This is a genomic window from Caballeronia sp. AZ7_KS35 (assembly GCF_023631045.1).
Taxonomy (GTDB): domain Bacteria; phylum Pseudomonadota; class Gammaproteobacteria; order Burkholderiales; family Burkholderiaceae; genus Caballeronia; species Caballeronia zhejiangensis.
On record NZ_JALQDV010000060.1, the window covers coordinates 87,403 to 108,895 of the forward strand.

The window sequence follows — 21,493 nt, forward strand, 5'->3', positions numbered from 1 at the left end:
GCACTCGCCGCCTGCGTGCGGCGACAAGCCGGCTTTCAGCGGCGGTCAACCACGCAGTGCCCGTCCCCGCTACATTGCCTCGGCGAACGCTGCCCGTGTGCGCGCCACGCGCCACGCGTGTTCGACACCAACCGAACAGGATGCCGCAAATGGAAAACACGATTGATTCGATGTGGGCGTGGGGCGACGTCGAGGAAAAGCCGCGCTTTCTGCACAGCATGATTCGCGTGCGCAATGTCGATAACGCGCTGCGCTTCTACGTCGACGGCCTCGGCATGAAGCTGCTCGACCGCTACGACTTCGAGACGGGACGCTTTTCCATCCTGTTCCTGTCTTTTTCCGGCTATCGCGACGGCCCTGCTGCGCTGGAGCTGACCTACAACTGGGATCAGGGCGAGGACTATACGCATGGCTCCGGATACGGCCACGTCGCCATTGGCGTGCCCGACGTCGCGCAGATGTTCGAGCGCCTCGTGGAATATGGCGGCACCCAGGTCACGCCGCCCAAGGTGCTGCTTGCCGGTGCGCCGCAGCTCGCATTCGTGAAGGACCCGGATGGCTACGCGATCGAATTGATCCAGACTCGCCGCGCCGGGGCGCCCGTTCATGGCTGAATCCAGACCGATCGAAGGCTTGCGCGCCATCGTCGGCGATCGTGGGCTCGTAACCGGCGACGATCTGGCGATGCGCTCCTGCGACCCGTTTCGTCAGGTGCCGCCGCGCGCGCGGGTACTCGCGCGGCCGGCCAATGTCGACGAACTCAGCAAGGTTATGCGGTACTGCCACGAGAACGGCCAACGCGTGGTCACGCAAGGCGGACGCACCGGCGTGTCGGGCGGCGCGTATGCGGCGGAAGACGAGATCATCATGTCGCTCGAACGGATGACACGTATCGAGGAGATCGATCCGGTGGCCCAGGTGGCCGTCGTAGAGGCTGGTATCACGCTGGAAGCGCTGCAAAATGCCGCCGCCGACCAGGGCCTCTTTTACCCGGTCGATCTGGGCGCCAAAGGGAGCGCGACGATCGGCGGCACGATCGCCACCAACGCGGGCGGCAATCGCGTGGTGCGCTGGGGCATGACGCGCAGCAATGTGCTCGGACTGGAAGCCGTGCTCGCGGACGGCACCGTCGTGACGGCCATGAACCGGCTTCTCAAGAACAACACGGGTTACGACATCAAACAGTTTTTTATCGGCACCGAAGGCACGCTCGGCGTGGTGACGCGCGCCGTGCTCAAACTCGTTGCCGCTCCGCGCACGCAGTTCGTCGCGTATGCGTCGCTGCCGAATTTCGATGCGGTGCTCCGTCTGCTGCAAGCCGCGCGCACGCTGCCGACGCTGTCCGCTTTCGAAGTCATGTGGCAGGACTATTACGCGCTGATGGCCGAAAGCGGATCGGGACGCGCGCCCGTCGCGCCGGATCAGCCCTATTACGTGCTGATCGAGTGCATGGGTTATCACGATGCAATCGATGAGCAGTTGTTCATGACATTCATCGAGCAGGCGCTCACGGACGGCGTCATCGCCGATGCCGTCTGCGCGACCTCGCAACGCCAGATTCAGGAGCTATGGCGCGTGCGTGAAGGCGCTGAGGTGATCGTGCGCGAAATGAGCCCTTTCGTGAGCTTCGATATCAGCGTCGACGTGCGCCGCGCGGAAGCGTTCATCGAGGCGGCGCGCGCCCGCTTGCGCGAGCGTTATAGCGTCCTACGCACCGCGGCATTCGGGCATCTCGGCGACAACAATCTGCATCTGGCCGTTCACGTCGGCGCGAACACGGTGCAGGAGGAATCGAACGTCGAGCGCTGCGTCTTCGAGGTGGTGCGCGACTTCGAGGGCGCCTTGACGGCGGAGCACGGCATCGGCCAGTTCAAGCGCGCGTTTCTGCCCGAACATGTCTCGCCGGGCGCCATGCACCTCATGCGCACCGCGCGCGGCGCGCTCGACCCCCGGCGCCTGCTCAATCGCGATGTGCTTTTCTGAGCCGCACGAACACACGTTCACGCGCCAGGCTTTGCCTGACCCCACGACCTGATCCAGAAACCATCATGCTACGCACCCGCTTTACTGAACTGTTCGGTGTCGACCATCCCATTGCGCAAGGCGGCATGCAATGGGTCGGCAAGGCCGAGCTCGTATCGGCGGTCGCCAATGCCGGCGCACTCGGCTTTCTCACAGCGCTCACGCAGCCTTCGCCCGACGCGCTGGCCCGCGAAATCGCGCGTTGCCGGGACATGACCGACAAGCCGTTCGGCGTCAATCTCACCGTCCTGCCCTCGATCAATCCGCCGCCCTACGCGGAGTACCGCGACGCGATCATCGCGAGCGGCGTCAAGATCGTCGAGACCGCCGGCAACAAGCCGCAGGAGCACGTCGACCACTTCAGGCAGCACGGTATCAAGGTAATCCACAAGTGCACCTCGGTCAGGCATGCGTTGTCGGCCGAGCGCATGGGCGTGGACGCCGTTTCGATCGACGGCTTCGAATGCGCTGGGCATCCGGGCGAAGACGACGTGCCGGGCTTGGTCCTGATCCCCGCCGCGGCCAACCAGTTGAAGATTCCCATGCTGGCAAGCGGCGGCTTTGCCGACGCACGCGGTCTGGTCGCAGCGCTCGCACTTGGCGCGGATGGCATCAACATGGGCACGCGTTTCTGTGCAACGCAGGAAGCACCGATCCACACGGGCATCAAGCAGGCCATCCTGCGCAACAACGAGCATTCGACCGCGCTGTTGTTTCGCGGCTATCGCAACACGGTGCGCGTGGCAAAGAACACGGTCGCCCTGGAGGCGCTGCGCCTCGAACACGAAGGCAATCCGTTCGAAGTCATCGCGCATCTGGTCAAGGGCGCGAGAGGACGGGAGGGGCTGGAGCGCGGCGATCCCGAGCACGGCATCTGGACCGCCGGCCTCGTTCAGGGGCTGATTCACGACATACCGAGCGTGCGGGATCTCGTCGCGCGCATCGTCGCCGAAGCGGAGTCGCTCATCGCGGGACGGCTGCGCGGGTTGATGACCGGTGGATGATGGCTTGCGCCGCGCAAGCATGACATCACGATGCGAGGCGTGCGGCACCCGCCTCCTCGTCCACCGCCATACGTGCAATGCAGGCACCGTCCGGCAAGCCATGTGCCGCAACGTTTTCCCGTTGCTCACACAACGCCGCGCGACCGGACTGCGCCCCCGAGCGCCGCATCTCGCGCGGTGAGTATCCGTAGTAATGGCGAAACAGCCTGCTGAAATGCGCGGCGGTCTTGAAGCCGTTCATATAAGCGATTTCGCCGATCGTGTAATGCCCGGTGTCGGATGACAGTAGCCATTCATGCGCCTTTTTCAGGCGCTGTTCCCACAGTAGTACCGAGAACGATGTGTTCTTCAGCTTGAGCAGATAGCATAAGTAACGCGGCGAAATTCCGCAGGCGCGCGCCACGGCGGTCGCGCACAAATCCGGATTCGACAGATGCATGCCGATATAGGCAATGATCTCGTCCGTGCGCTGATTGCAGATGTTCTTGCGAAGCGCGAACCCGGCGCTTTCCCGTGCCGCGATATCGCGCGCCTCTTCCAGCACGGTCTCCACCAGCATGCTCGTGACTTTCGCGTCCAGCCGCGTGCCGTCTTCCGTCAGCAGGGTCAGTAGCGTCGGCATCGCGAGCCGCTGCTCGTCGCTGACCGAGAGGCATTGCTTGAGCGGCACACCGTCCGGGAAAAAGCGGTGGACGAGATCGGGCGGTAAAAGAATCGCGCCGTACTCGCTGATGCTGAAATCGTCGGTCGTGCGCTCCCATCGAAACGGGACATTGCATTTGCTGAAGACGAACTGCCCGGGCCGCACGGTCAGCCTGACATCGCCTTGCGTGAGCAAGAACACGCCCGCCTTCACATAGCGCAGGATAACGACCTGTTCCTGATTGCCGCGGATATGTTCCCACGACCGCAACAGACAGAACGGGCGGCGCGAGCTGACAATAGTCGCGCTAAACGGATTCGGCGGGCCGGTGCGCGCGAGTGGCCCGTCATGGCCAGCCAAGCCTATGAATTCGAAATCGTATTGTCTGGGACGCGCGAGCAAACTGCAGGGCATCTGGTCCACCGTCTGGCTCCTGTTTTTATCGTCTCTGCTCTTAAGAGGCAATCAACTGTCTTTTCACTTGACATGTGTCAACTGTAGATTCAGTAACAGTCGAAATCAATGTCAGATTTCCCGAATCGGACAAACCCTGAGCATTCAGACATTGCCAACCCGCAGACTCTGTGATTTTTGGTGCGCAGCGCTGCTCCGCCATGCAAATGCCGCTTCACCCGCAGACTATTGGCGTGACCGCCAGTCAGTATCTTGTCACGACGGGCGCCAGCGAATCCGGACGCGCCCGCACGCCAACGGAGATCTGGCCCATGACACGTTTCAAGGTTGCGAGCGGCCTCTCTGTCGCCGCCGATGTTGGAGGCGATCCTGCAGGCCCACCAGTCGTTTTGCTGCACGGGGGCGGCCAAACCCGGCATAGCTGGCGCGGCGCCTTCGATGCGCTCGTGAAGGCGGGCCATCACGTCGTGGCGCTCGATGCGCGCGGTCACGGCGAAAGCGAGTGGGATCCGGAGGGCGACTATTCGATCGACGCACTCGTGTCCGATCTGCTGTCCGTGCTCGAGCAAACGCCGCCGCTGCCGGTCTTGGTGGGCGCCTCGCTTGGCGGCATGACGGCGCTGGCGGCTGTGGGCGAAGCGGCGCAGCCCGTTGCGCGCGCGCTGGTGCTCGTCGATGTGACGCCGCGGCTCGACGCCGAAGGCAGCGAACACATCGCCGCTTTCATGCGCGCACATGGTGACGGCTTTGAAAGCGTGCAGCAGGCCGCCGACGCGGTGGCCGAGTATCTCCCCCATCGACGCCGCCCGCGCGACCTGTCGGGCCTGGAGCGCAATCTTCGGCTGCGCGATGGCCGATTCTACTGGCACTGGGATCCGAGGCTGCTTACGACGGGCGCGGCCGATCACGAAACCGTGCAAAGCCGCCTCGAAGCCGCGACGCGCCGGTTGCGCGTTCCAACCCTGCTGATTCGCGGCGCGCAGAGCAATATCGTGGGCGAGGAACAGGTCGCCCACTTCCGCGCGCTCGCTCCGGCTGCGGAATACAGGACCATCGCCGATGCGGGCCATATGGTCGCCGGCGACCGCAACGACCTCTTCAATCAGGGGATACTGGAATTCATCGAGCGGGTGGGCCGCGGTGAAGTCACGGCTGATGACGCAGCGGCTTGAACCGGCGGCATCAAACGTGCCGCGTTCGCGCTCATTAGCCTAGCGCCCACCTCATTGCATCGCGGCATGTCGCCGCGATATCCTGCTCGGGCAGGCCGTCAAACGTCGCCGAGAAAATTTCCGGGCCCACGTTATTCAGGCCACCGATTTTACGCAGCAGCGCAACGATCTCCCGCACCCGGAATTCGCCCTGCCCTGGAGGCCGCCGATAATGCCGGGTGTCTTCGAGCGCGTCGCGCCCTGGAGGCAACGTTGCGGTACCGTCGCTAAGCTGCACGCCGGTAATGTAGCGCCCCGGAATGCGTTGCAGCAATTCGTCGTCCGGGTTGCCGCGGGTGTAGTGCCAGATATCGAACATGACGCCGCCGTCAGGCGCCTGCGCCTGGCTGATCAGATTCCACGCCGCCGCGAGATCCGGAATACCCCAGATAGGCACGAACTCGAGATCACAGCGTAGCCCATGCGCCGCCGCCTTCGCACCGAAGGCGCCGAAACAGTCGACAATCTGGCTGGGCGCGAGCGCCCCATGCGCAAACATGCCGACCACGCTAACCGAGCGCGCTCCCAGTTCTTCTGCCATCCGAAACAATTCGTCCTCGTCCGGATGGGTGTGATAGCGAGGGTTGCCTGTTGCTGAAGCCGAGTCCGGCACCCAACGGATAAACGGGTCAAAATGCTCGATCTGTACGCCCGCGTCGGCGGCCCGCTGCCGGATCTCGTGCGCGCTCACGCCTGCCGCGCGCAGCGCGCGATACTCTAGCAGGCCGATCGTGAGCGCCGCCGCCCCGATCGCCGATGCCACGCGCAATTGCGCGCACAATGGCAGCGAGCGCACGGTGCCGAAGTACATCACACGCCGGCCGGCAGTCACGCATCAATCCTCGGGCGCAATGATCACTTTAAGTCTGGCCAGCGTGTCCGCCAGCGCGAGCTGACATGCAAGCCGCGAGTTCTGCTGCCGATGCGACGAATTGTCGAGCAGATCGTTTTCATCATCGGTCATCGGCGGCAGACCGCCCTCGTCCGCCTCCATCACGTAGACGTGACACGTCGCGCACGAACGACAGCCGCCGCACAATGCGAGCAGTTCGTCGACACCGCGATCGCGGATGGCTTCCATCAACGTCACGCCGCTAGCGGCCTCGAACGTGACGACGTCGCCGCCACGCAAACTCAGTTCAATCTGGGTCATCCCTGTCTCTCCCTCTTTTGTTACCGCCTGCACACTTCGCGCGTGCGGCCTGTCGTCAACCTGCATTGCCCAACTCATCGACCAGGAAAATCCGCTTCCGCTCGCGATCCAGAAATCTCCCTTCGTCTTGGGCGATCCGCGCGGCGTTCGCGGGACTCGTCAATGCCGCCCTTGCCTGCTCGAATGTCTCGCGATCCTTGAACCACACCTCGGTGATCGCATCGAAATCCGGTTGCCAGCTCGTCGCACCCGCGGTCATACCGCCGCTGACCGTGGCAAAGTCGATATAGCTGCGCCGATAATCGCTCATCCACTGGTTGATTTCGCAAATCAACGGCGCATGGTGGTTCTCGTAATAAGTGCGAAATTCCTCCAGCGATAGCCCCGGCTTACGGGACAGGAGCGCAACGAGTTTGATCATGTTTGCATCCCCGATTTTGAATTGACTGCGGCCTGCTCCGGCCAGTCGCGCAGTGTGCTGAAATCGTTTCCGTCACGCCGGCCAAAGTGAAATTGCAGATTGGTCCGAAAAAACTCATCCGCCGCCGGTAACTTGCGCCCCCAATCCATGATTTCGCGGCGGGCCGCGATCTTCCACCCGTTGCCGCGATCCTCGTACTCGTCGATGTACCGACCGGCGATGAACACGTCCATCGCCTGCGCTCCGCGACCGCTGCGATGCCATGCGAGAAAATAGACCTCGCCGCTGGCGCGCTGGCCGCTCACCTCGACATCGATCTGACCGATCAGATGATGACTCGCCTCATATTTCGCCAGCGCACCCTGGGCGAAGGCGACATAGCCCTCAGGCGAACCGGCATAGACGCCGCAATCGACATAGGCGTCATCATGAAACGAGCGCCGCTGAAGGTCGGGATCGAGGCGATCCTGGCCACGAATGTAGCCGCAGACCACGCGGTGAATTGCGTCTCGCGCGACCAGCACACGAAGCTGTTCGCGTTCATCGCTTTCAATGACCATGTTCATCGCCCGCGCCTCCTGCCTGAAAACCGCAGCGTGGATGATTCGATATCCCAGGTTCTTTCGCTGTGGCCGGCTTCCTGCAGGAGATATTTCATCAGCTTGCCGGTGGTCGTTCGCGGAATCTCTTCGACGAATTCGTAGTAGCGAGGAACCGCAAACGACGGGAAATTGTCGATGCACCACTGGGCAAGCGCCTCTTCCGTGAGGACCGCTTCGTCTTTTAGTGTCAGCGTGACCTTCACGTCGTCTTCGCCGACTGACGACGGCACGCCATACACCACCGCCTCCTTGACGGCAGGATGGCTCGACAACACCAGCTCGCATTCAAAGGTCGAAATGTTCTCGCCCCGGCGACGGATGCTGTCTTTCTTTCGGCCGACGAAATACAGGAAGCCGTTTTCGTCCATCTTCCCGAGGTCACCCGTGTGCATCCACAGGTTGCGCCACGCTTCGACGCTCGCTTGCGGCCGGTTCCAATAGCCGCTAAACATGATGTTCGGGCGCTTCGGGCGGTACACGATCTCGCCGACCTGCCCGCGCGGCAATTCGTCGTCTACGTCGTTCACGATCATCGCTTCGAACTCGTCGGCCAGCCGCCCTTGCGAATCTTCCGGCGGCAACGGCTCGCCGGGGATGGCCGTGAAGATCTTGCCGCCCTCGGTCATGCCGTAACCATAGCTGTTGATCCACTTCACGCCGAATCGCTCACGCCAGATCCTGCGCGTTTCCTGCGTGAATGGCAGGCCCCAGACCGAATGCAATTGTCCGAAACACCGCGTCATGGCGGCATCGTCGGGCGCCTTGGCAAGAAGCGGAATCATGCTGGCGAGAATCGTCGCGACACGCGCCCCTGATCGCTCGATTTCTGCCCAGAAGCTCGATACAGAAAAGCGCGCCGCAATCGACGCGCGCGCCTGCAGCAGAAGCGCCGGCCCGACACTGGCCGTAATCGCGCCGATATGGAACAGCGGCATCGGCGTCCAGACCGTTTCGTCCGGAGAAAACGGCGTCGTCTGATAAACCTGGCGCGACTGGTGACAGACGTAGTTATGGCTGATCATGCAGCCCTTCGAAGGCCCAGTGGTCCCCGACGTGTACAGGATGCAGCAAATATCGCCCGGCGCGGGGGTGGCGATTTCAATGCTTTGCGTGCCGCCGCGATGCTGGTCCAGCGATTCGACCCGCACCATGCCGAGCGACTCGACAGGCGCCTCGCCGCGCACCAGAATCCATTCGAGCTGAGTGAGATCCTGCGCGACCTCCGCGAGTTGCTCGAAGCAGCGTGATTCGCAAACGATAATCCGGCTACCGGCATCGGCCAGCTGACTGCGAAGAAATTCCCGGCGCAATGCCGTGTTGAACGGCGCCCATATCGCACCTAGCTTGTTCGCCGCGAACCAAGTGCGCATGCAATCGACGTTGTTGTCGAGTATCGACGAGACCACGTCGCCTGATTTCACGCCCAGCGCGCGAAACGCCGTAGCCATGGCCGTGGTCGTACGGTCGAAATCGCCGTAGCTATGCAGATCGCCCTCGAAGTCGAGATAAATCTTGTCGGGTACGGCGGCGACGGCTCGCGCCAGCGCCGCGAGCGTCGTGTCCGTGGCCGGAAACTGCACGCGGACCGGCGTGTGACTGCGTGTTTGCTCTTCCAATGTGGTTGCCATGGATTTCCAGCCGTTCAATCAACCGAATATTTCGTCATGAGCGTGAGCACCTCGTCTTCGACCACCTCGCGGATCAGCGGCAGCGCCGACGCCAGCTCCGGGTCGAACAGACCGCTCTCCACGCTCGCGGCAGACGGCACTTCCCAGATATTCACGACGGAATTCACCCGCCCGATCACGGTCGCGAAGCTATGTGTCAGGCGCCATCCGTGTCGCTCGAATACCGGCTTCGCCAGCCTGATCACTTCCTTGTAGCGCCCGAACGAAGCCCCCATACGAAGTTTCACCTGCACATGAAGATGCATCCCGGCTTTCTCCTGTCCTAATGGCGCGGAATCGCGTCGAGCCATTGACGGCCTTCGGCGCTGAAATTGATGTACTCGATGTAGTAGCCCAGCGTGGCGCGCAGATCCGCGTAGCACACGCGGCATTTACCGCGCGTCTGCTCCAGCGAGGCTTCGATGGGAAAACGAATCCCTGCCGCGCTCAGTTTTCCGATCTGGTGATCGTATTGCGCCGGCGTCTCCAGAAAGACGCCGAGATGATGCTGAACCACGAGACGATCCGTTCGCTCTAGAGGCTCGCGATAGATCGCGTCGTCGCCGCCGATCGGCTCGATCAGCTCGACCATCACGTCGCCCAGCCACGCGAGCGCTACGTGCATCTGCGCGCGCTGGTCTCCATGCGTGATGACGCTGTGATTACGCATCTGCAGATAATTCGTAAAGCCGAACACACGCTGAAACTCTTCCATCGCCGCGTCGAGCGAGCGCGTGACGTGACCGATCTGATCGATCGAACATTTGCCGAGCTCGGCAACGCGCACCTGCGCCACCGGATCCGTTGAAATAGCCATGCCACGTTCTCCTTATTTAGCCCGCTTGAGTCGCAGCGGCAGTCTGGATACGCCGCGCAAACCCATCAGGTCGTGATAGGGTACGTCCTGCTCCGGAACAGCCAGCTCGACGCTTTCGAACTCCTTTGTGAACATTTCGAAGAACGACTGCATTTCGAGGCGCGCCACCTGGTTGCCAAGACAGGTATGAAAGCCGCCCCCAAATGCGACATGGCGACGAATGCGCTCCCGATCGAGATCGAGCTGATTGGCGTGCGCAAACTGCTTTTCGTCCCGATTCGCGGACGCGATGCCGACGAGAATTTTTGAGCCCGCCGGAATCTTCACGCCCGCGACTTCCACGTCGTTTTTTGCCCGACGAAACACGCCCGTCACCGACGACTCGATGCGCAGCACTTCCTCGATGAAGCTCGACACTTTCGACGGGTCCGCGCGCAACCGTGCCTGCAGTTCGGGGTTCTTCGCGAGCAGGAAAATGCCGTTGCCCATTGCGTTGGTCGTCGTTTCATTGCCGGCCACGAGAAGCGTTTCCAGCAACGACAGAATTTCCTTGTCGGTCAGGCCGCGCTCGCCACCCAGCTCCACGCTCAGCAACTCGGTCACGAGGTCTTCGCGCGGCGCCTCGCGCCGCTTCTTCATCATGCCGACGAGGTAGTGCTGCATTTCCGCGATCGTTTCGGCGTACTTGAGCAGCACCTCTTTGGGTTGCGGCGGCTGAAGCGTGTAGTTCGCGGCCAGCGACCATTTCTTGAACTTCGGATAGTCGTCCCGATCGACGCCCATCCAGTCCGCGAGCACATACATTGGGAGCGGCACCAGAACGGCCTCGACGATATCGCACTCGCCGTCCGAAATCGCGTCCAGAAGATCCTGGATCACCGAGCGGATCTTAGGCTCCATCGCTTTCACGACGGAAGGCCGCAGCGCTTCGGTCACGATCTTGCGGAATTTCGTATGCAGGGGCGGGTCGCTGAAAACGACCGTCGGCACGCGCCGGCCAAAACCCTTATCGGCGAGCACCTTGTCCGCTTCCGGGCAGTAGTTGACGAACGAGGTCTCGCCGGCCGGAAATGCGTTCGAGTAGTTTTCCATGTCGAGAAGGATCGACATGGCGGCGTCGTATTCGGCGACGTAATAGAAGTCGGTGCCGGGCATGATCGCCACGGGCGAATGCTTGCGCAGTCCGCTATAAAAATCAAACGGGCAACGTCGAATTTCCGGATCGACCAGCGATGGGCTGCGGGTCTGGGCCGTCGCAGCCGGCACTGCTGTCTGTGTCTCCGTTTTCGTGTTCATTGGAATTCGTATCCTTTTCTGATCAAGGTGTCACGCTTGGAGAAATCCCTGGCGGGATGACTGCGCACCCTTCGGTGCTCGGGATGTCCGGGGCGCCATCGCCGATGACGGCAACGATCATCGCAAAATAACTCGGCGCCCGCCTGACAACCATCATATTCTTTGCCCCCTCCCGCGTCGCTCGCTCACACCGCAACGCGGCTTATCCCAGCGCGCAATATCAGTTGCCGCGCAGCTCCAGCATGCGCCGGCTGACCGCCATGATTTCGCTCTGGGTGTTTTCCGGAATCAGCGCGCCGGACATATCGCGCACCTGGTCGAAATGGGCAAAGATGCGGTCCGCGCGCATTTCGTCGTCCTCCGCGAGCCAACCGTTTGCCACCGCGAACGACACGCGCGCATAGCGGCCGGCAATTGCCGAGAACGCTTCATTCGTGACAGTGCACGCTTCGCTCATCAAAACGGCGACCAGTTCCGCCACGCCTTCGGGATGGAAGCGGGCCGTCATCCGCGCGCGCGCCGCGTCGAGTTCGCTCGCGTCCGGCTTCTTCTTGGACGTATGGAACGAGTCGGCCATCGGCGTCGTCGCCGCGGGAAACAACGCATTGACTTTGATTCCCGCTTGACTGCCTTCCTGCGCCATCGTCCCCGTCAAAGCGAGGACCGCGCCTTTGGACGCGGCGTAGGCCGAGAAGCCCGCATAGCCGAACACGCTTGCCGAACTCACATTGAGAATGCGGCCATAGCCCGCCTCCTGCATCGCGCGAAAGGCGGGGCGCCCCACATTGAGCACACCGTGAAGATTCACGGCGAGGACGCCGAGCAGTTCGTCTGCCGATAGCTTCGCGAATGGCGCGTTGCGCAAAATGCCCGCGTTGTTGACCAGGCCGTCGATGCGCCCATACCGCCCGAGCGTTTCCTCGACGATCGCTGCGCCCTCCTCCGGCGACGCGACCGAATGCACCGACGCCAGAGCCTGAGCCCCGGATGCGCGCAGCCCCTCGGCGACGCTTTCAACCTCCGAGCCGGGAATGTCATTAAGCACGACGATCGCCCGGTTTTGCGCGAGCGTGGTCGCGTAGGCCTTGCCCAGGCCGCGCGCCGCGCCGGTCACGACGATCACCTTGTCCTTGAGTCCGTGCATAGTGTGTTCCTCCGTGTCGCTTCGTTACGCCTGCTGCATTGCCGCAAGCGTTTTCATGATTTGAGTGCTGATTAGAGCCCTGAATCGCGGGCGCGCACGGTCTCTGTACGCAAAGCGATTTGACTGCGTGCGCAACCGGCTGCTTCCGTGTCCGGCCAGATCGCGAAGAAAGAAAATCAGCGGTGCCGCGGCCTACAAAAAATGGGTTCGCTGCCGACAATGGGCATTGCAGGCCAAGAGCAGCCGACGATCGATGAACTGTTAGATTTCACGGACACGTCATTAACCTTGCGCACGCGGAAAACTGAATATGACCTCACGTTTCACCGGTTTTGACGGCATTAAACTGGCAGCGGACGTTGGGGGCGATCCCGGCGACCCAGCCGTTCTGCTCCTGCCCGCCTTCGGCCAGACCCGCGCCGCGTGGGCACGCGCGGCGAAAGCGTTGATCGCCGCGGGCCGCTACGTCGTCACGGTCGACCTGCGCGGCCACGGCGAGAGCGACTGGTCGCCTGAGCACCGGTATGAACTCGGCGATATCGTCGAAGACGTCGCCACGATCGTCGCGCAAATGCCCTCGCGGCCAGCGGTGGTCGGCGCGGGTCTGGGCGGGCTCGCAGCGTTGACCGCGATTGGCGAGCATCCCGGCCCCAAACCGCTCGCGAGCGCCCTCGTGCTCGTCGACGCGGCGCCAAGCATGGTGCCGGAGGGGCTGGGCCGCACCAGTGCGCTGATGACCGTGGACGCGCCGGGCTTTACCTCGGTCGAGGAAGCGGCCGCCGTGATCGCGGAGTACCTTCCCGATCGTCACCATGTCGATATCGGCGAAGTGCAGCGCCATCTGCGCCGCTCCGACGATGGACGGTTCCGCTGGCATATCGACCCGGCATATCAGGGCTTCAAGGCCGACTCCGCGATGCGCTGGGCTGCGCAGCAACGCTTCGCCCTGGCGGCGGCCGCACTGGACATTCCCGTTCTGTTCGTGCACGGCGACTCGAGCGCGAAGATCGATCAGTCCAGCATCGACGCCTCGCGTGAGCTGATTCCTTACGCGGAGTTCGCGGACATAGAGGGCGTGGGCGATGCAATCATTGGCGACCGCAACGACGCGTTTGACTCGGTGATACTCGATTTTCTGGAGCGTGTCGTGCCGCGTCCCGGACCGCGCCCGCAAAGCGGGCTGGAACCGCGTCTTCTGCGCGACGCGATGGGCTGCTTCGCCACTGGCGTCACGGTGATCACTACTACGGGCCTGAATGGCGAACCGGTCGGCTTTACGGCGAATTCTTTTGCGTCCGTCTCGCTCGACCCGCCGCTCGTCCTTTTCTGCGTCAAACGCGAATCGAGCAGCGGCGCGGCGCTACGTGCCTGCGGGTCATTCGCGGTGAACATTCTCCATATCGGCCAGCAGGCGATATCGTCGTGCTTCTCGGCGCGGACTGAAGACCGCTTCACGGATGTCGATTGGGAAAAGTGGGACCACGGCGTGCCGATTCTCCTGGATGCCATGGGCAATTTCGAATGCCTGATTCGCGAGATTCACGACGGTGGCGATCATCTCATCGTGGTCGGACTCGTCAAGCGCGTGTATTTCGATCCGGCACGCGATCCGTTGCTGTTCTTGCAGGGCAAATACCGCCGCGTGCACGTGGCCCGTGAAGATCTGGTTTGAATGGCGGATAGAAAAAGGGAGGCCACATCCTATTCGATCCGGCCTCCCATTTTTGCGCATGAGCGCGTGTTGCAATCCGCCGCGATCACCCGCGGTTACCGAAGGTAAAGAACAGAGCCGCACCAACGAGCGCGGCCAGAAATATCCAGAAATGCGCCCGCTCCACGCCAGCCGGTCCAAGGATCACCGTACATAACAGGCCGGTGCCCCCAATACCGCCAAAGAAGAGCAATAAATCGCCGCATCCACTCGCGGCGGCATCCGACAAGGTCGAAGCAGGGCCTGCATTGCCACCCACGACCAGCAGCAAACCAACCAGGCCGATCGAAAGCAGCGCGAAAAACATGCGCCGGTCCGGGTGGGATTTTTCCATTGAGGCGATCTCCAGTTACTTTAAAGGCGTCGCGAGGGCGCCCGAAGCGCCCGCAGCACAGGCTCAATTCGCCGATAAGTCGTTTGCCGGGTGTTCTCCGACCGGTACCGCCTGCTTTCGCGTGGCGGGCCGCTCGCTGCGCACCGCCGCGACGTCGCGCAGAAAAAAGTGCGACAGCGCCGGAATCAGAATCAGGGCCCCGAGCATGTTCCAGATGAACATGAAGGTGAGCAGAATGCCCATATCGGCCTGAAACTTGATGGGCGACCAGACCCAGGTGACCACGCCGGCGGCAAGCGTGATGCCCACCAGCGCCACGACCCGGCCTGTAAATCCCACGGCGTAGGCATAAGCGTCTTCCAGCGGGACGCCGGCGCGCTGTTGCGCGAGCTGAACGCTCAACAGATAGAGCGCGTAATCGACTCCGATTCCCACGCCGAGCGCGATCACGGGCAAGGTGGCCACCTTCACGCCGATGCCGAGGAGCACCATCAGCGCCTCGCACATGACCGAGGTAAGCGCGAGCGGAATGATCGCCACGATCACCGCACGCCAGTTGCGGAACGTGATGAAGCACAGCACGATCACCGCGGTATAGACGAGGTACATCATGCTGCGGTTCGCTTTCTCGACCGTGATGTTGGTCGCGGCCTCGATGCCCGCGGAGCCCGCAGCCAGCAGGAACTGGACGTTGCCGTTGTTGTGGCGCGCGGTGAACTGCTCGACGGCATCAACCGCGCCGTTCAGCGTCTCCGCCCGATGGTCCGTGAGATAGGCGATCACCGTGCCGACCGACCAGTCTTTATTCACCAGTTCCGGATTGCTGTCCGACACCATATTGAGAGCCTGGGCCAGAACCGCCGGATCGCGATTGATCGTCAGCCATTTGGGCGAGCCTTCGTAGTTGCCGGGCGTATCCGCGCGAACCAGTTGAGCCGCCGATGAAACGGTCTGCACATAGGGCAGCGCACGCAGCTCGTGCGCGAGGCGATCCTCTTCGATCAGCGTCTGATAGCTCCCTACCCCGCCCGACGCCGTTTTGACGATCACCACAAACTGGTCGCTCGACAAACCATAATGGTTGACGAAGAAAGCGTTGTCCTTGTTGTAGCGCGAATCGGCCCGCAACTCCGGCGCGCCCGAATCAAGATCGCCAATCTTCAGGCGCGTGCTGATCCCATAGGCGCCAATGCCAAGGCACGCCGCGACCAGAATGGCGCCCACCGCGTATCGACGCTGCGTGAAACAGGCCAGGCGCTCGACGTTGAAAATCGAGCGGCGCGCAGACGATTTCGCCACTGCACGCTTTCCAGCGCTGCGGCTCACGCCGAAGTAAGAAAGCAGCACCGGCAACAGCACGAGATTGGTCACGATCAGCACGCCCACACCCATGCTCGCGATGATCGCCAGTTCGCGAATGACCGGAACGTCGATCACGACCAGCACGGCGAAGCTCACCACGTCAGCCATCAATGCGGTGAAACCGGCGAGAAAGAGGCGCCGAAACGTGTAGCGCGCCGCGACATATCGGTGCGTGCCTTCGCCCACGTCGAGCATGATGCCGTTCATCTTCTGCGCGCCGTGCGACACGCCAATCGCAAACACCAGAAACGGCACAAGCACGGAATAGGGATCGATCACGAATCCAAGCAGGTGGACAAGCCCCAATTGCCAGATGACCGCAGTGAGCGAGCAGGCCAGCACCAGCAGCGTGCTGCGCATACATCGGGTATAGAACAGGATCACGCCGGCGGCCATCAGCGCCGCGACGGCGAAAAACCGCATCACCTTGGTGAGCCCGTCGATCATCTCCCCAACGAGCCTGGCGAAGCCGACGATATGAATGGTCGTCGAGCCGTTCTCGTACTTCAGCACGTGCTGGTCGAGATAATGCGAAAGCGCCGCGTAGTCCAGGGCCTTGCCGGTTTCGGGGTTACGGTCGAGAAGGGGCACGAAAATCGTGGTCGAGCGCTGATCGTTCGCGACAAGGCTGCCGATCAGACCGGCTTTCGCGACATTCCCCGCCAACTGGTTAAGCGCCGCGGGCGAGCCATCGAAATCGGCGGGCATGACCGGACCGCCCTTGAAGCCGTCTTCCGTGAATTCCGTCCACCTGACCGCGGGCGTCCATAGCGAGCGGAGAAACGGCCGGTCCACGCCCGGCATCAGATATAACGCATCATTGATTTTCTGCAGCGTCTGGAGATAGCCTGGGTCGTAGATATTCCCATTGCGGCTTTCGATGCTGACGCGAATCGAATTCCCCAGGCTGGCCAGCGATTGTCGGTTCGACAGATAATTTTTGATGTAGGTCTGCGATTGCGGCAGCATCTTTTCAAAACTCGCGTTCACCTCGGTCCGGGTCGCCTGGAAGCCGAGGCACGCTGTAATCAGCACGCACGCAATGATGACAAAGAGCCGATGATTGAATATCAGGCGCTCGACGATATTGCCCGAACGCGAATCAAAGGCGGCCGGATCGCGAATCACCGGCCTGGCTTCTGAGCTGGAGCGTGTCTGCATGGATTCCTCACTTCTGCACCGTGTACGCCGTCGCGGCGCCACGAGCGGACTGCAACTCGATGCCCTGGTAGCCTGCGAGCACCAGGTCGTCATCGTCGCCATACAGCACGTCGGCAAACGACATCGGCCGTTTGACGGCGACGTGCTGAAACGACCGTCCATCGTCGGTGGAAGTCATCACCTGCCCGCCTTGCGATACCAACGTCACCCGTTTTCCATCGGAAGACATCGCGGCAGCGGTAAGACTCGCGTGCACGCCGGCATTCGTCCTCGTCCAGGTCTTGCCTTCATCTCCACTCCTGAATGCCACACCATTCAGGCCGATCGCCAGCAGAAAATGCTCATTACCGGCAATCCGAAAGAAGCTGCCTTTGTAGTCGGGGGAAACCGCCACGAATTGCTGACGCGCCCGGTCGAGTCTGAACACCGTGCCCTGCTCCCCCGCTATGTAGACATTTCCGCCGATATCGCGAATGTCATTCAGATTGAGAAAGTTCGGGTTGTCGATATGATCCAGCCACGGATGCCAGCTCACGCCGCCGTCCGCTGTCTTTACCAGCATCCCGAACGATCCCGTTGCGTAACCTACCTGCTCGTTCTCGAAGTAGACGCTGAGGAACGGCAAGCTCGGACCTGAGCGGGTATTCGCATCCAGTTCGTCGAGATACGGTTTGAGCGCCGTCTCGCCCGCGGCGATGCGCTTTTGATAGTCGGGCATCAGTTCGGCGTGGGCGCGTGTGCCGTCGAATTGCTTGCGCCATGTCGCGCCGCCGTCGTCGGAGCGCAGGATCACGCCATCATGTCCGACTGCCCAGCCTGCTTTCGCAGAGACAAAGAACAGCGATACGAGATCGGACTGCATCGGCACCGCGGCTTGGCGCCACGTTCGGCCGCTATCGTCCGAATAGACGACGAGGCCGCGCGGACCCGCGGCGACCAGCCTGGCGTGGCCGTTGTCGGCAAACTTCGCCAGCGCGAGAACGGTCTGTCCCGTGACTGACTGCGCGCCACGTAGCGTGCTCGCGGAAATTTGGAGCGGATCGCGAAACGCATTGTTCGCGGAAGGCTCGTCGGCACCCGCGCGGGCGCATACGAGAAGCAACATCAACGCCAGACTCGGTAACGATCGGGGCATGACATATCGCATGTTGTGAACTCCGAAGCGGGAGATGCCGCATACGCTGCGAGCGCCGGTTGTTCAGCAGGTTGGACTCGCAGCGCAGGGAGCGGCCCGTACAGGCGCCGCCGGTCAGTTAGCGGATGCCGCTCGAGGTAATCGCCGCAGCCGTGTAGGGTGCGTAGCTTTCCACGCCGCCCGAGAATTTCACGTAGTCGTCGGGCCGGTTCCACATCGAAAAGGTCGTCATCTGGCGATTCAGATCGTAGTAGTCGTTGCCCTGAATGAACGCGTTCGCATTCCAGATCGGCACGATCGGAAAGACGCCGACTTTGGCCATTTTCCCAGCCGCATCGTAGGCATCCGACATCACGATCGCCCAGGTGTCTTCATCGACAAAGAAGGTACGGCGCGGCTGCACATGTCGCTTGCCGTCCTTGAGCGTGGCTTCCACCACCCAGACGCGATGGAGTTCCCAGCGGCTCAAATCCGGGTTAAGCACCGTTCCGCTCATCACCTTGTCCATCGGCGCGAACATCAGGCGGTTGTCGTTATAGGGCACGTAGATTTCTTTCTTGCCGACCAGCTTGAAGTTGTACAGGTCGGGGGCGCCAGCGAAACCATAGCTCTCGTCATAGTTCTCCGCGCCACCCACCGAAGCGACGGGGGTGTCGTAGGTGAACTCCGGAGCAAGCCGGGTGCGGCGTTGACCCGGCGTGTAGATCCATACCCGCGTGTTCATCTTGTCGAAATCCATCGAGTATTGCGTGAGGAGTTTCGTACCGACCTGGGAAGGCGGACCGTCCCAAGTACAGATGCTGTACAGGCTGATGCCGTCCTGCAACGGCGCGTTCTTCTGCGGATCCTTGTAAGGCTGCGCGTAATCCATCACGGTATGGCCGACGTCGGTCGAGCGCCCCGTCGAATCGACCAGATAATTGGAGAAGCGCATATTGCTGCTCACGCCATTCTTGTTGGAAAGCAGGTTATTCCACATGATCTCGATACCCGAATGCGGAATCGGGAACGGCACGCATCCGTGCGGAGACCCTTCGACCCCGTTTCCGTTCGCAGTCACCTTCGCGCTCGTTGCGTTCCCCTTGCAGGTGCCGAGGTAAGCCTCGCTATACGATATGCTCCGGTGCGTGGGGTAGACGTCGACGCGGAAATTCGGATAGCGCTTGAGCAATTCGACCGTGCCGGGCGTCAGATGGCTCGCGTATTGAGCAACGTTTGCCGCATTGATGGAGAGCAGCGCCTTTTCATTGTCGTACGGCCCCACATCGTATCGGTGGCTGTCTTTCTTCCAGCCCGCCGGAGCGGTATTCGCCGGCAATCCGCCCGAATATTCGGGGATGGCGTGATCGGCGCTGCCCGCCTGCTCCGCGCCCCAAGGCGTCAAGGTCTTGCCCAGTTGCTCGGCTTCCTGCTGCGAGACCGCCGCCGCCGTGCCAAAAATCAGTGCGCACCCTGCGCCAGTAATGAAACTACGCATAACTCGCATTTTTCCGTCTCCAATCAAAATTGAGCCGACAGCGTCAACGAAATCCAGCCTCTGTCGTTGTAGAAATACGCCCCATTGCCGCTGTTGTAATAAAGCGGACCACCCGCTCCAAAGCTTGTCAAACCCCCGCTCGTATGGGCGTGATACCCGTTGTAGGCCAATGTGATGTTGTATTGCTGGTGAACCAGCGCGTGTAGTCCAATGGTATAAATTAGCTGACCTTGGTTTGTTCCGGTGAGGCTTGGCGTATTGCCCCAGATTCCGTATTGAACGAATATCGGCATATCCAGATCGACGCCGGGGTAGACCTGCAGCCACTGCGGGTCGAATTGCGCGGCAATGGCGACCGAGTTGTTCGTCGAGCAGCCGTTCCACTTGCTTCCCCCCATTGCCTGGCAGACCGACGTACCTACGCCGTTGTATAGCGAGGCGTTGCTGGTCGTTCGGAGCTTCTGGGTGAAGGAGATTTCCGCCAGCGCGGTACCCGTTTGCCATAGCGGTGAACGCGTGAGCGAGGCAAGGACGTTGCCGATGATATTTAAGGTATCGCCGCGCGCACCGGACTGTCCGCTCAGGTCGCTGGGAATCGGCCCGGTTGCGCTATTGAGCGCCGTGTTCTGCCGATACGACACCTCGAAGCCGGTGGCGTAATCGCCGACCTGCTGATCGAGGCTGAAGCCAAAGAGATGGACGTTCGATGCGTAGGCGAGGTGATAGTTGGTCGCTCCGGTCGCCGGGTTCTTCCCCATCAGGACCCACGGCGAGGTCTCGGTCAGGTTCCGGTAATAAAAGGCCATCGTTCCGCCGGTCAACCAGGTCGGCGACCACGCGAGCTTCAGCCCAAAGTCGTTATGAAATCCGTTCGTGGGTTTGACGTCCGCACCTCGCGGAACGCTGCCCAGGAGCTGATTCGGACCGTTGAAAAGGAAGCCGTCCGTTCCGAGATAGGTGCCGCCTTCAGGGAAGCGGCTCGCGGCATATTCGAAGAAGTACTGCGCCGCCACAGATGTCGACTGTGTCAGCTGTGTTTCGAACAGGATCTGACCACGAGGAATGGCAAGCTGCTTGGCTTGCGTGCCGGGTGTCGCTGCGCCCTGAATGCCATCAGAGGCGTTTTGTCCGTAATTGATACCCTGCGAACCAAACAAAAGTGCGTTGCCCCAATACTGCGTGAGGCGCCCGACCTTCAACGACGCCGGTTGTTCATTGATTTTGAAATTCTTGAATACGAACGCGTCAAGCAGTTCGGCACCCTGCATGTAATAGCGCTGCGTATAGCTGCCGAAACGATTGTTCGCGTAGGAACCCAAAGTGGTATATGGAACTCCGGGCATGGCCTCGCCCGGGTTGTTCCGGACACCGCCTCCGTACGCGAAGTCCTTCCAGAGTGAAGCGCTCACCCGGAAGCCGAAGTCGTTCCGGTAGACCACGTCGAACTCGGTAAGGTCTGATACGCGATTCGTCACGATGTCGCCAGCGTTCTTGAACTTGTATTCTGATTCGCTCAGAAGCGGGTTATTGCCGATCGCCGGATTGATGCCTTGCGCACGCATCCCGAGGTTATACGCAAGCGTATTGTCCCAATGAACACTCCAGTCGGGATCCGTGCTGAACTGAAATGCCCCGGCGGACCCAGCATAGGTGAACATGGTCAGTACAGCCGCCGTTAGAACCGATCTCCTGCACGACGTCAAATTGAAATGGGGTTGCTGCATGTCTCCTCCGCGGTACCTACGGTATCCGGACTTTTTTGGTCCGCTGTTTCGCGTCGCTGGGCGTTCTTACGGACCACCTTCCCGGTCCGACACTCTCATGGCGTAAAGCCAGAATACACGGGCGCCCGACGCAAACTTGCCTGCCAAGGAACAGCGCATCGAACCCACTCGCAACGGGTTTTCCCGAAGTGAAAC

General features: G+C 61.5%; 21 protein-coding genes. 6 read left to right on the forward strand and 15 right to left on the reverse strand.

The window, feature by feature from the left end:
* Positions 1 to 149 precede the first annotated feature (149 nt).
* The 3 genes from NCT05_RS32775 (at position 150) to NCT05_RS32785 (ending at position 3,026) form a co-directional block, all read left to right on the forward strand.
* Positions 150 to 614 (forward strand): VOC family protein, encoded by a 465-nt coding sequence (locus NCT05_RS32775; protein WP_250504208.1) that lies wholly within the window; start codon positions 150 to 152, stop codon positions 612 to 614.
* Positions 607 to 1,983, forward strand: a complete 1,377-nt coding sequence (locus tag NCT05_RS32780; RefSeq protein WP_250504209.1) for an FAD-binding oxidoreductase — start codon at positions 607 to 609, stop codon at positions 1,981 to 1,983. Before NCT05_RS32775 ends, NCT05_RS32780 begins: the two co-directional genes overlap by 8 nt.
* A gap of 65 nt (positions 1,984 to 2,048) precedes the next feature.
* Positions 2,049 to 3,026, forward strand: coding sequence for an NAD(P)H-dependent flavin oxidoreductase (locus tag NCT05_RS32785; protein ID WP_250504210.1), 978 nt, complete (start codon positions 2,049 to 2,051; stop codon positions 3,024 to 3,026).
* 25 nt (positions 3,027 to 3,051) lie between these two features.
* Here the strand turns inward: NCT05_RS32785 and NCT05_RS32790 are convergent, their stop codons facing one another.
* Positions 3,052 to 4,134, reverse strand: a complete 1,083-nt coding sequence (locus NCT05_RS32790) for a helix-turn-helix domain-containing protein (protein ID WP_250504211.1) — start codon at positions 4,132 to 4,134, stop codon at positions 3,052 to 3,054.
* 260 nt (positions 4,135 to 4,394) lie between these two features.
* Between NCT05_RS32790 and NCT05_RS32795 the strand changes: the two genes are divergently transcribed.
* On the forward strand, positions 4,395 to 5,255 hold the full coding sequence (locus tag NCT05_RS32795; protein WP_250504212.1) for an alpha/beta fold hydrolase: 861 nt from the start codon (positions 4,395 to 4,397) through the stop codon (positions 5,253 to 5,255).
* A gap of 34 nt (positions 5,256 to 5,289) precedes the next feature.
* On the opposite strand, the gene NCT05_RS32800 is transcribed toward NCT05_RS32795, so the two are convergent.
* The 9 genes from NCT05_RS32800 to NCT05_RS32840 all read right to left on the reverse strand — a co-directional run bounded on the left by NCT05_RS32800 (position 5,290) and on the right by NCT05_RS32840 (position 12,373).
* Positions 5,290 to 6,105, reverse strand: a complete 816-nt coding sequence (locus NCT05_RS32800; RefSeq protein WP_250504213.1) for a sugar phosphate isomerase/epimerase family protein — start codon at positions 6,103 to 6,105, stop codon at positions 5,290 to 5,292.
* A gap of 24 nt (positions 6,106 to 6,129) precedes the next feature.
* Positions 6,130 to 6,513, reverse strand: coding sequence for a 2Fe-2S iron-sulfur cluster-binding protein (locus NCT05_RS32805; RefSeq protein WP_250504214.1), 384 nt, complete (start codon positions 6,511 to 6,513; stop codon positions 6,130 to 6,132).
* A complete protein-coding gene (locus NCT05_RS32810) occupies positions 6,503 to 6,868 on the reverse strand; it encodes an EthD domain-containing protein (protein ID WP_250504215.1) in 366 nt (121 codons plus the stop codon). Before NCT05_RS32810 ends, NCT05_RS32805 begins: the two co-directional genes overlap by 11 nt.
* Positions 6,865 to 7,434, reverse strand: a complete 570-nt coding sequence (locus NCT05_RS32815; protein ID WP_250504216.1) for a nuclear transport factor 2 family protein — start codon at positions 7,432 to 7,434, stop codon at positions 6,865 to 6,867. Before NCT05_RS32815 ends, NCT05_RS32810 begins: the two co-directional genes overlap by 4 nt.
* On the reverse strand, positions 7,431 to 9,098 hold the full coding sequence (locus tag NCT05_RS32820; protein ID WP_250504217.1) for an AMP-binding protein: 1,668 nt from the start codon (positions 9,096 to 9,098) through the stop codon (positions 7,431 to 7,433). Before NCT05_RS32820 ends, NCT05_RS32815 begins: the two co-directional genes overlap by 4 nt.
* Before the next feature lie 14 nt (positions 9,099 to 9,112).
* Entirely contained in the window at positions 9,113 to 9,403 is a 291-nt protein-coding gene (locus NCT05_RS32825) for a hypothetical protein (protein ID WP_250504218.1), read from the reverse strand.
* Between the two features lie 17 nt (positions 9,404 to 9,420).
* The gene (locus NCT05_RS32830) at positions 9,421 to 9,954 is read right to left on the reverse strand and encodes a VOC family protein (RefSeq protein WP_250504219.1); all 534 of its coding nucleotides are present in this window, start codon (positions 9,952 to 9,954) and stop codon (positions 9,421 to 9,423) included.
* A 12-nt stretch (positions 9,955 to 9,966) separates the two neighbouring features.
* Positions 9,967 to 11,250 carry a cytochrome P450 gene (locus tag NCT05_RS32835; RefSeq protein ID WP_250504220.1) on the reverse strand — a complete coding sequence of 428 codons (1,284 nt, stop codon included), beginning with the start codon at positions 11,248 to 11,250 and terminating at the stop codon, positions 9,967 to 9,969.
* Positions 11,251 to 11,470: 220 nt separating this feature from the next.
* Complete coding sequence (locus NCT05_RS32840) at positions 11,471 to 12,373, reverse strand: SDR family NAD(P)-dependent oxidoreductase (RefSeq protein ID WP_250504221.1); 903 nt, start codon at positions 12,371 to 12,373, stop codon at positions 11,471 to 11,473.
* A 168-nt stretch (positions 12,374 to 12,541) separates the two neighbouring features.
* On the opposite strand from NCT05_RS32840, the gene NCT05_RS32845 reads away from it, so the two are divergent.
* Together NCT05_RS32845 and NCT05_RS32850 are read left to right on the forward strand one after the other, a co-directional pair.
* Entirely contained in the window at positions 12,542 to 12,730 is a 189-nt protein-coding gene (locus tag NCT05_RS32845; protein ID WP_250504222.1) for a hypothetical protein, read from the forward strand.
* Positions 12,705 to 14,066, forward strand: a complete 1,362-nt coding sequence (locus tag NCT05_RS32850) for an alpha/beta fold hydrolase (RefSeq protein WP_250504223.1) — start codon at positions 12,705 to 12,707, stop codon at positions 14,064 to 14,066. The genes NCT05_RS32845 and NCT05_RS32850 overlap by 26 nt, the downstream gene beginning before the upstream one ends.
* Before the next feature lie 85 nt (positions 14,067 to 14,151).
* Here the strand turns inward: NCT05_RS32850 and NCT05_RS32855 are convergent, their stop codons facing one another.
* From NCT05_RS32855 to NCT05_RS32875, 5 genes are all read right to left on the reverse strand, one after another.
* Positions 14,152 to 14,439, reverse strand: coding sequence for a hypothetical protein (locus NCT05_RS32855; protein WP_250504224.1), 288 nt, complete (start codon positions 14,437 to 14,439; stop codon positions 14,152 to 14,154).
* 63 nt (positions 14,440 to 14,502) lie between these two features.
* Positions 14,503 to 16,962, reverse strand: coding sequence for an efflux RND transporter permease subunit (locus NCT05_RS32860; RefSeq protein WP_250504225.1), 2,460 nt, complete (start codon positions 16,960 to 16,962; stop codon positions 14,503 to 14,505).
* 7 nt (positions 16,963 to 16,969) lie between these two features.
* The gene (locus NCT05_RS32865) at positions 16,970 to 18,067 is read right to left on the reverse strand and encodes a WD40/YVTN/BNR-like repeat-containing protein (protein WP_250504226.1); all 1,098 of its coding nucleotides are present in this window, start codon (positions 18,065 to 18,067) and stop codon (positions 16,970 to 16,972) included.
* 148 nt (positions 18,068 to 18,215) lie between these two features.
* The gene (locus NCT05_RS32870) at positions 18,216 to 19,601 is read right to left on the reverse strand and encodes a DUF1329 domain-containing protein (RefSeq protein ID WP_250504227.1); all 1,386 of its coding nucleotides are present in this window, start codon (positions 19,599 to 19,601) and stop codon (positions 18,216 to 18,218) included.
* The gene (locus NCT05_RS32875) at positions 19,598 to 21,298 is read right to left on the reverse strand and encodes a DUF1302 domain-containing protein (protein WP_250504228.1); all 1,701 of its coding nucleotides are present in this window, start codon (positions 21,296 to 21,298) and stop codon (positions 19,598 to 19,600) included. Before NCT05_RS32875 ends, NCT05_RS32870 begins: the two co-directional genes overlap by 4 nt.
* Positions 21,299 to 21,493: the final 195 nt, after the last annotated feature.

Bases quoted from the DNA above. Each gene is read 5' to 3' on its own strand.
- NCT05_RS32850 (WP_250504223.1), top strand. From the start codon at position 12,705: ATGACCTCACGTTTCACCGGTTTTGACGGCATTAAACTGGCAGCGGAC.
- NCT05_RS32785 (WP_250504210.1), top strand. From the start codon at position 2,049: ATGCTACGCACCCGCTTTACTGAACTGTTCGGTGTCGACCATCCCATT.
- NCT05_RS32780 (WP_250504209.1), top strand. From the start codon at position 607: ATGGCTGAATCCAGACCGATCGAAGGCTTGCGCGCCATCGTCGGCGAT.
- NCT05_RS32865 (WP_250504226.1), bottom strand. From the start codon at position 18,067: ATGTTGCTTCTCGTATGCGCCCGCGCGGGTGCCGACGAGCCTTCCGCG.
- NCT05_RS32825 (WP_250504218.1), bottom strand. From the start codon at position 9,403: ATGCATCTTCATGTGCAGGTGAAACTTCGTATGGGGGCTTCGTTCGGG.
- NCT05_RS32860 (WP_250504225.1), bottom strand. From the start codon at position 16,962: ATGCAGACACGCTCCAGCTCAGAAGCCAGGCCGGTGATTCGCGATCCG.
- NCT05_RS32875 (WP_250504228.1), bottom strand. From the start codon at position 21,298: ATGCAGCAACCCCATTTCAATTTGACGTCGTGCAGGAGATCGGTTCTA.
- NCT05_RS32795 (WP_250504212.1), top strand. From the start codon at position 4,395: ATGACACGTTTCAAGGTTGCGAGCGGCCTCTCTGTCGCCGCCGATGTT.
- NCT05_RS32810 (WP_250504215.1), bottom strand. From the start codon at position 6,868: ATGATCAAACTCGTTGCGCTCCTGTCCCGTAAGCCGGGGCTATCGCTG.
- NCT05_RS32815 (WP_250504216.1), bottom strand. From the start codon at position 7,434: ATGAACATGGTCATTGAAAGCGATGAACGCGAACAGCTTCGTGTGCTG.
- NCT05_RS32855 (WP_250504224.1), bottom strand. From the start codon at position 14,439: ATGGAAAAATCCCACCCGGACCGGCGCATGTTTTTCGCGCTGCTTTCG.
- NCT05_RS32775 (WP_250504208.1), top strand. From the start codon at position 150: ATGGAAAACACGATTGATTCGATGTGGGCGTGGGGCGACGTCGAGGAA.
- NCT05_RS32835 (WP_250504220.1), bottom strand. From the start codon at position 11,250: ATGAACACGAAAACGGAGACACAGACAGCAGTGCCGGCTGCGACGGCC.
- NCT05_RS32830 (WP_250504219.1), bottom strand. From the start codon at position 9,954: ATGGCTATTTCAACGGATCCGGTGGCGCAGGTGCGCGTTGCCGAGCTC.
- NCT05_RS32800 (WP_250504213.1), bottom strand. From the start codon at position 6,105: ATGTACTTCGGCACCGTGCGCTCGCTGCCATTGTGCGCGCAATTGCGC.
- NCT05_RS32820 (WP_250504217.1), bottom strand. From the start codon at position 9,098: ATGGCAACCACATTGGAAGAGCAAACACGCAGTCACACGCCGGTCCGC.
- NCT05_RS32805 (WP_250504214.1), bottom strand. From the start codon at position 6,513: ATGCAGGTTGACGACAGGCCGCACGCGCGAAGTGTGCAGGCGGTAACA.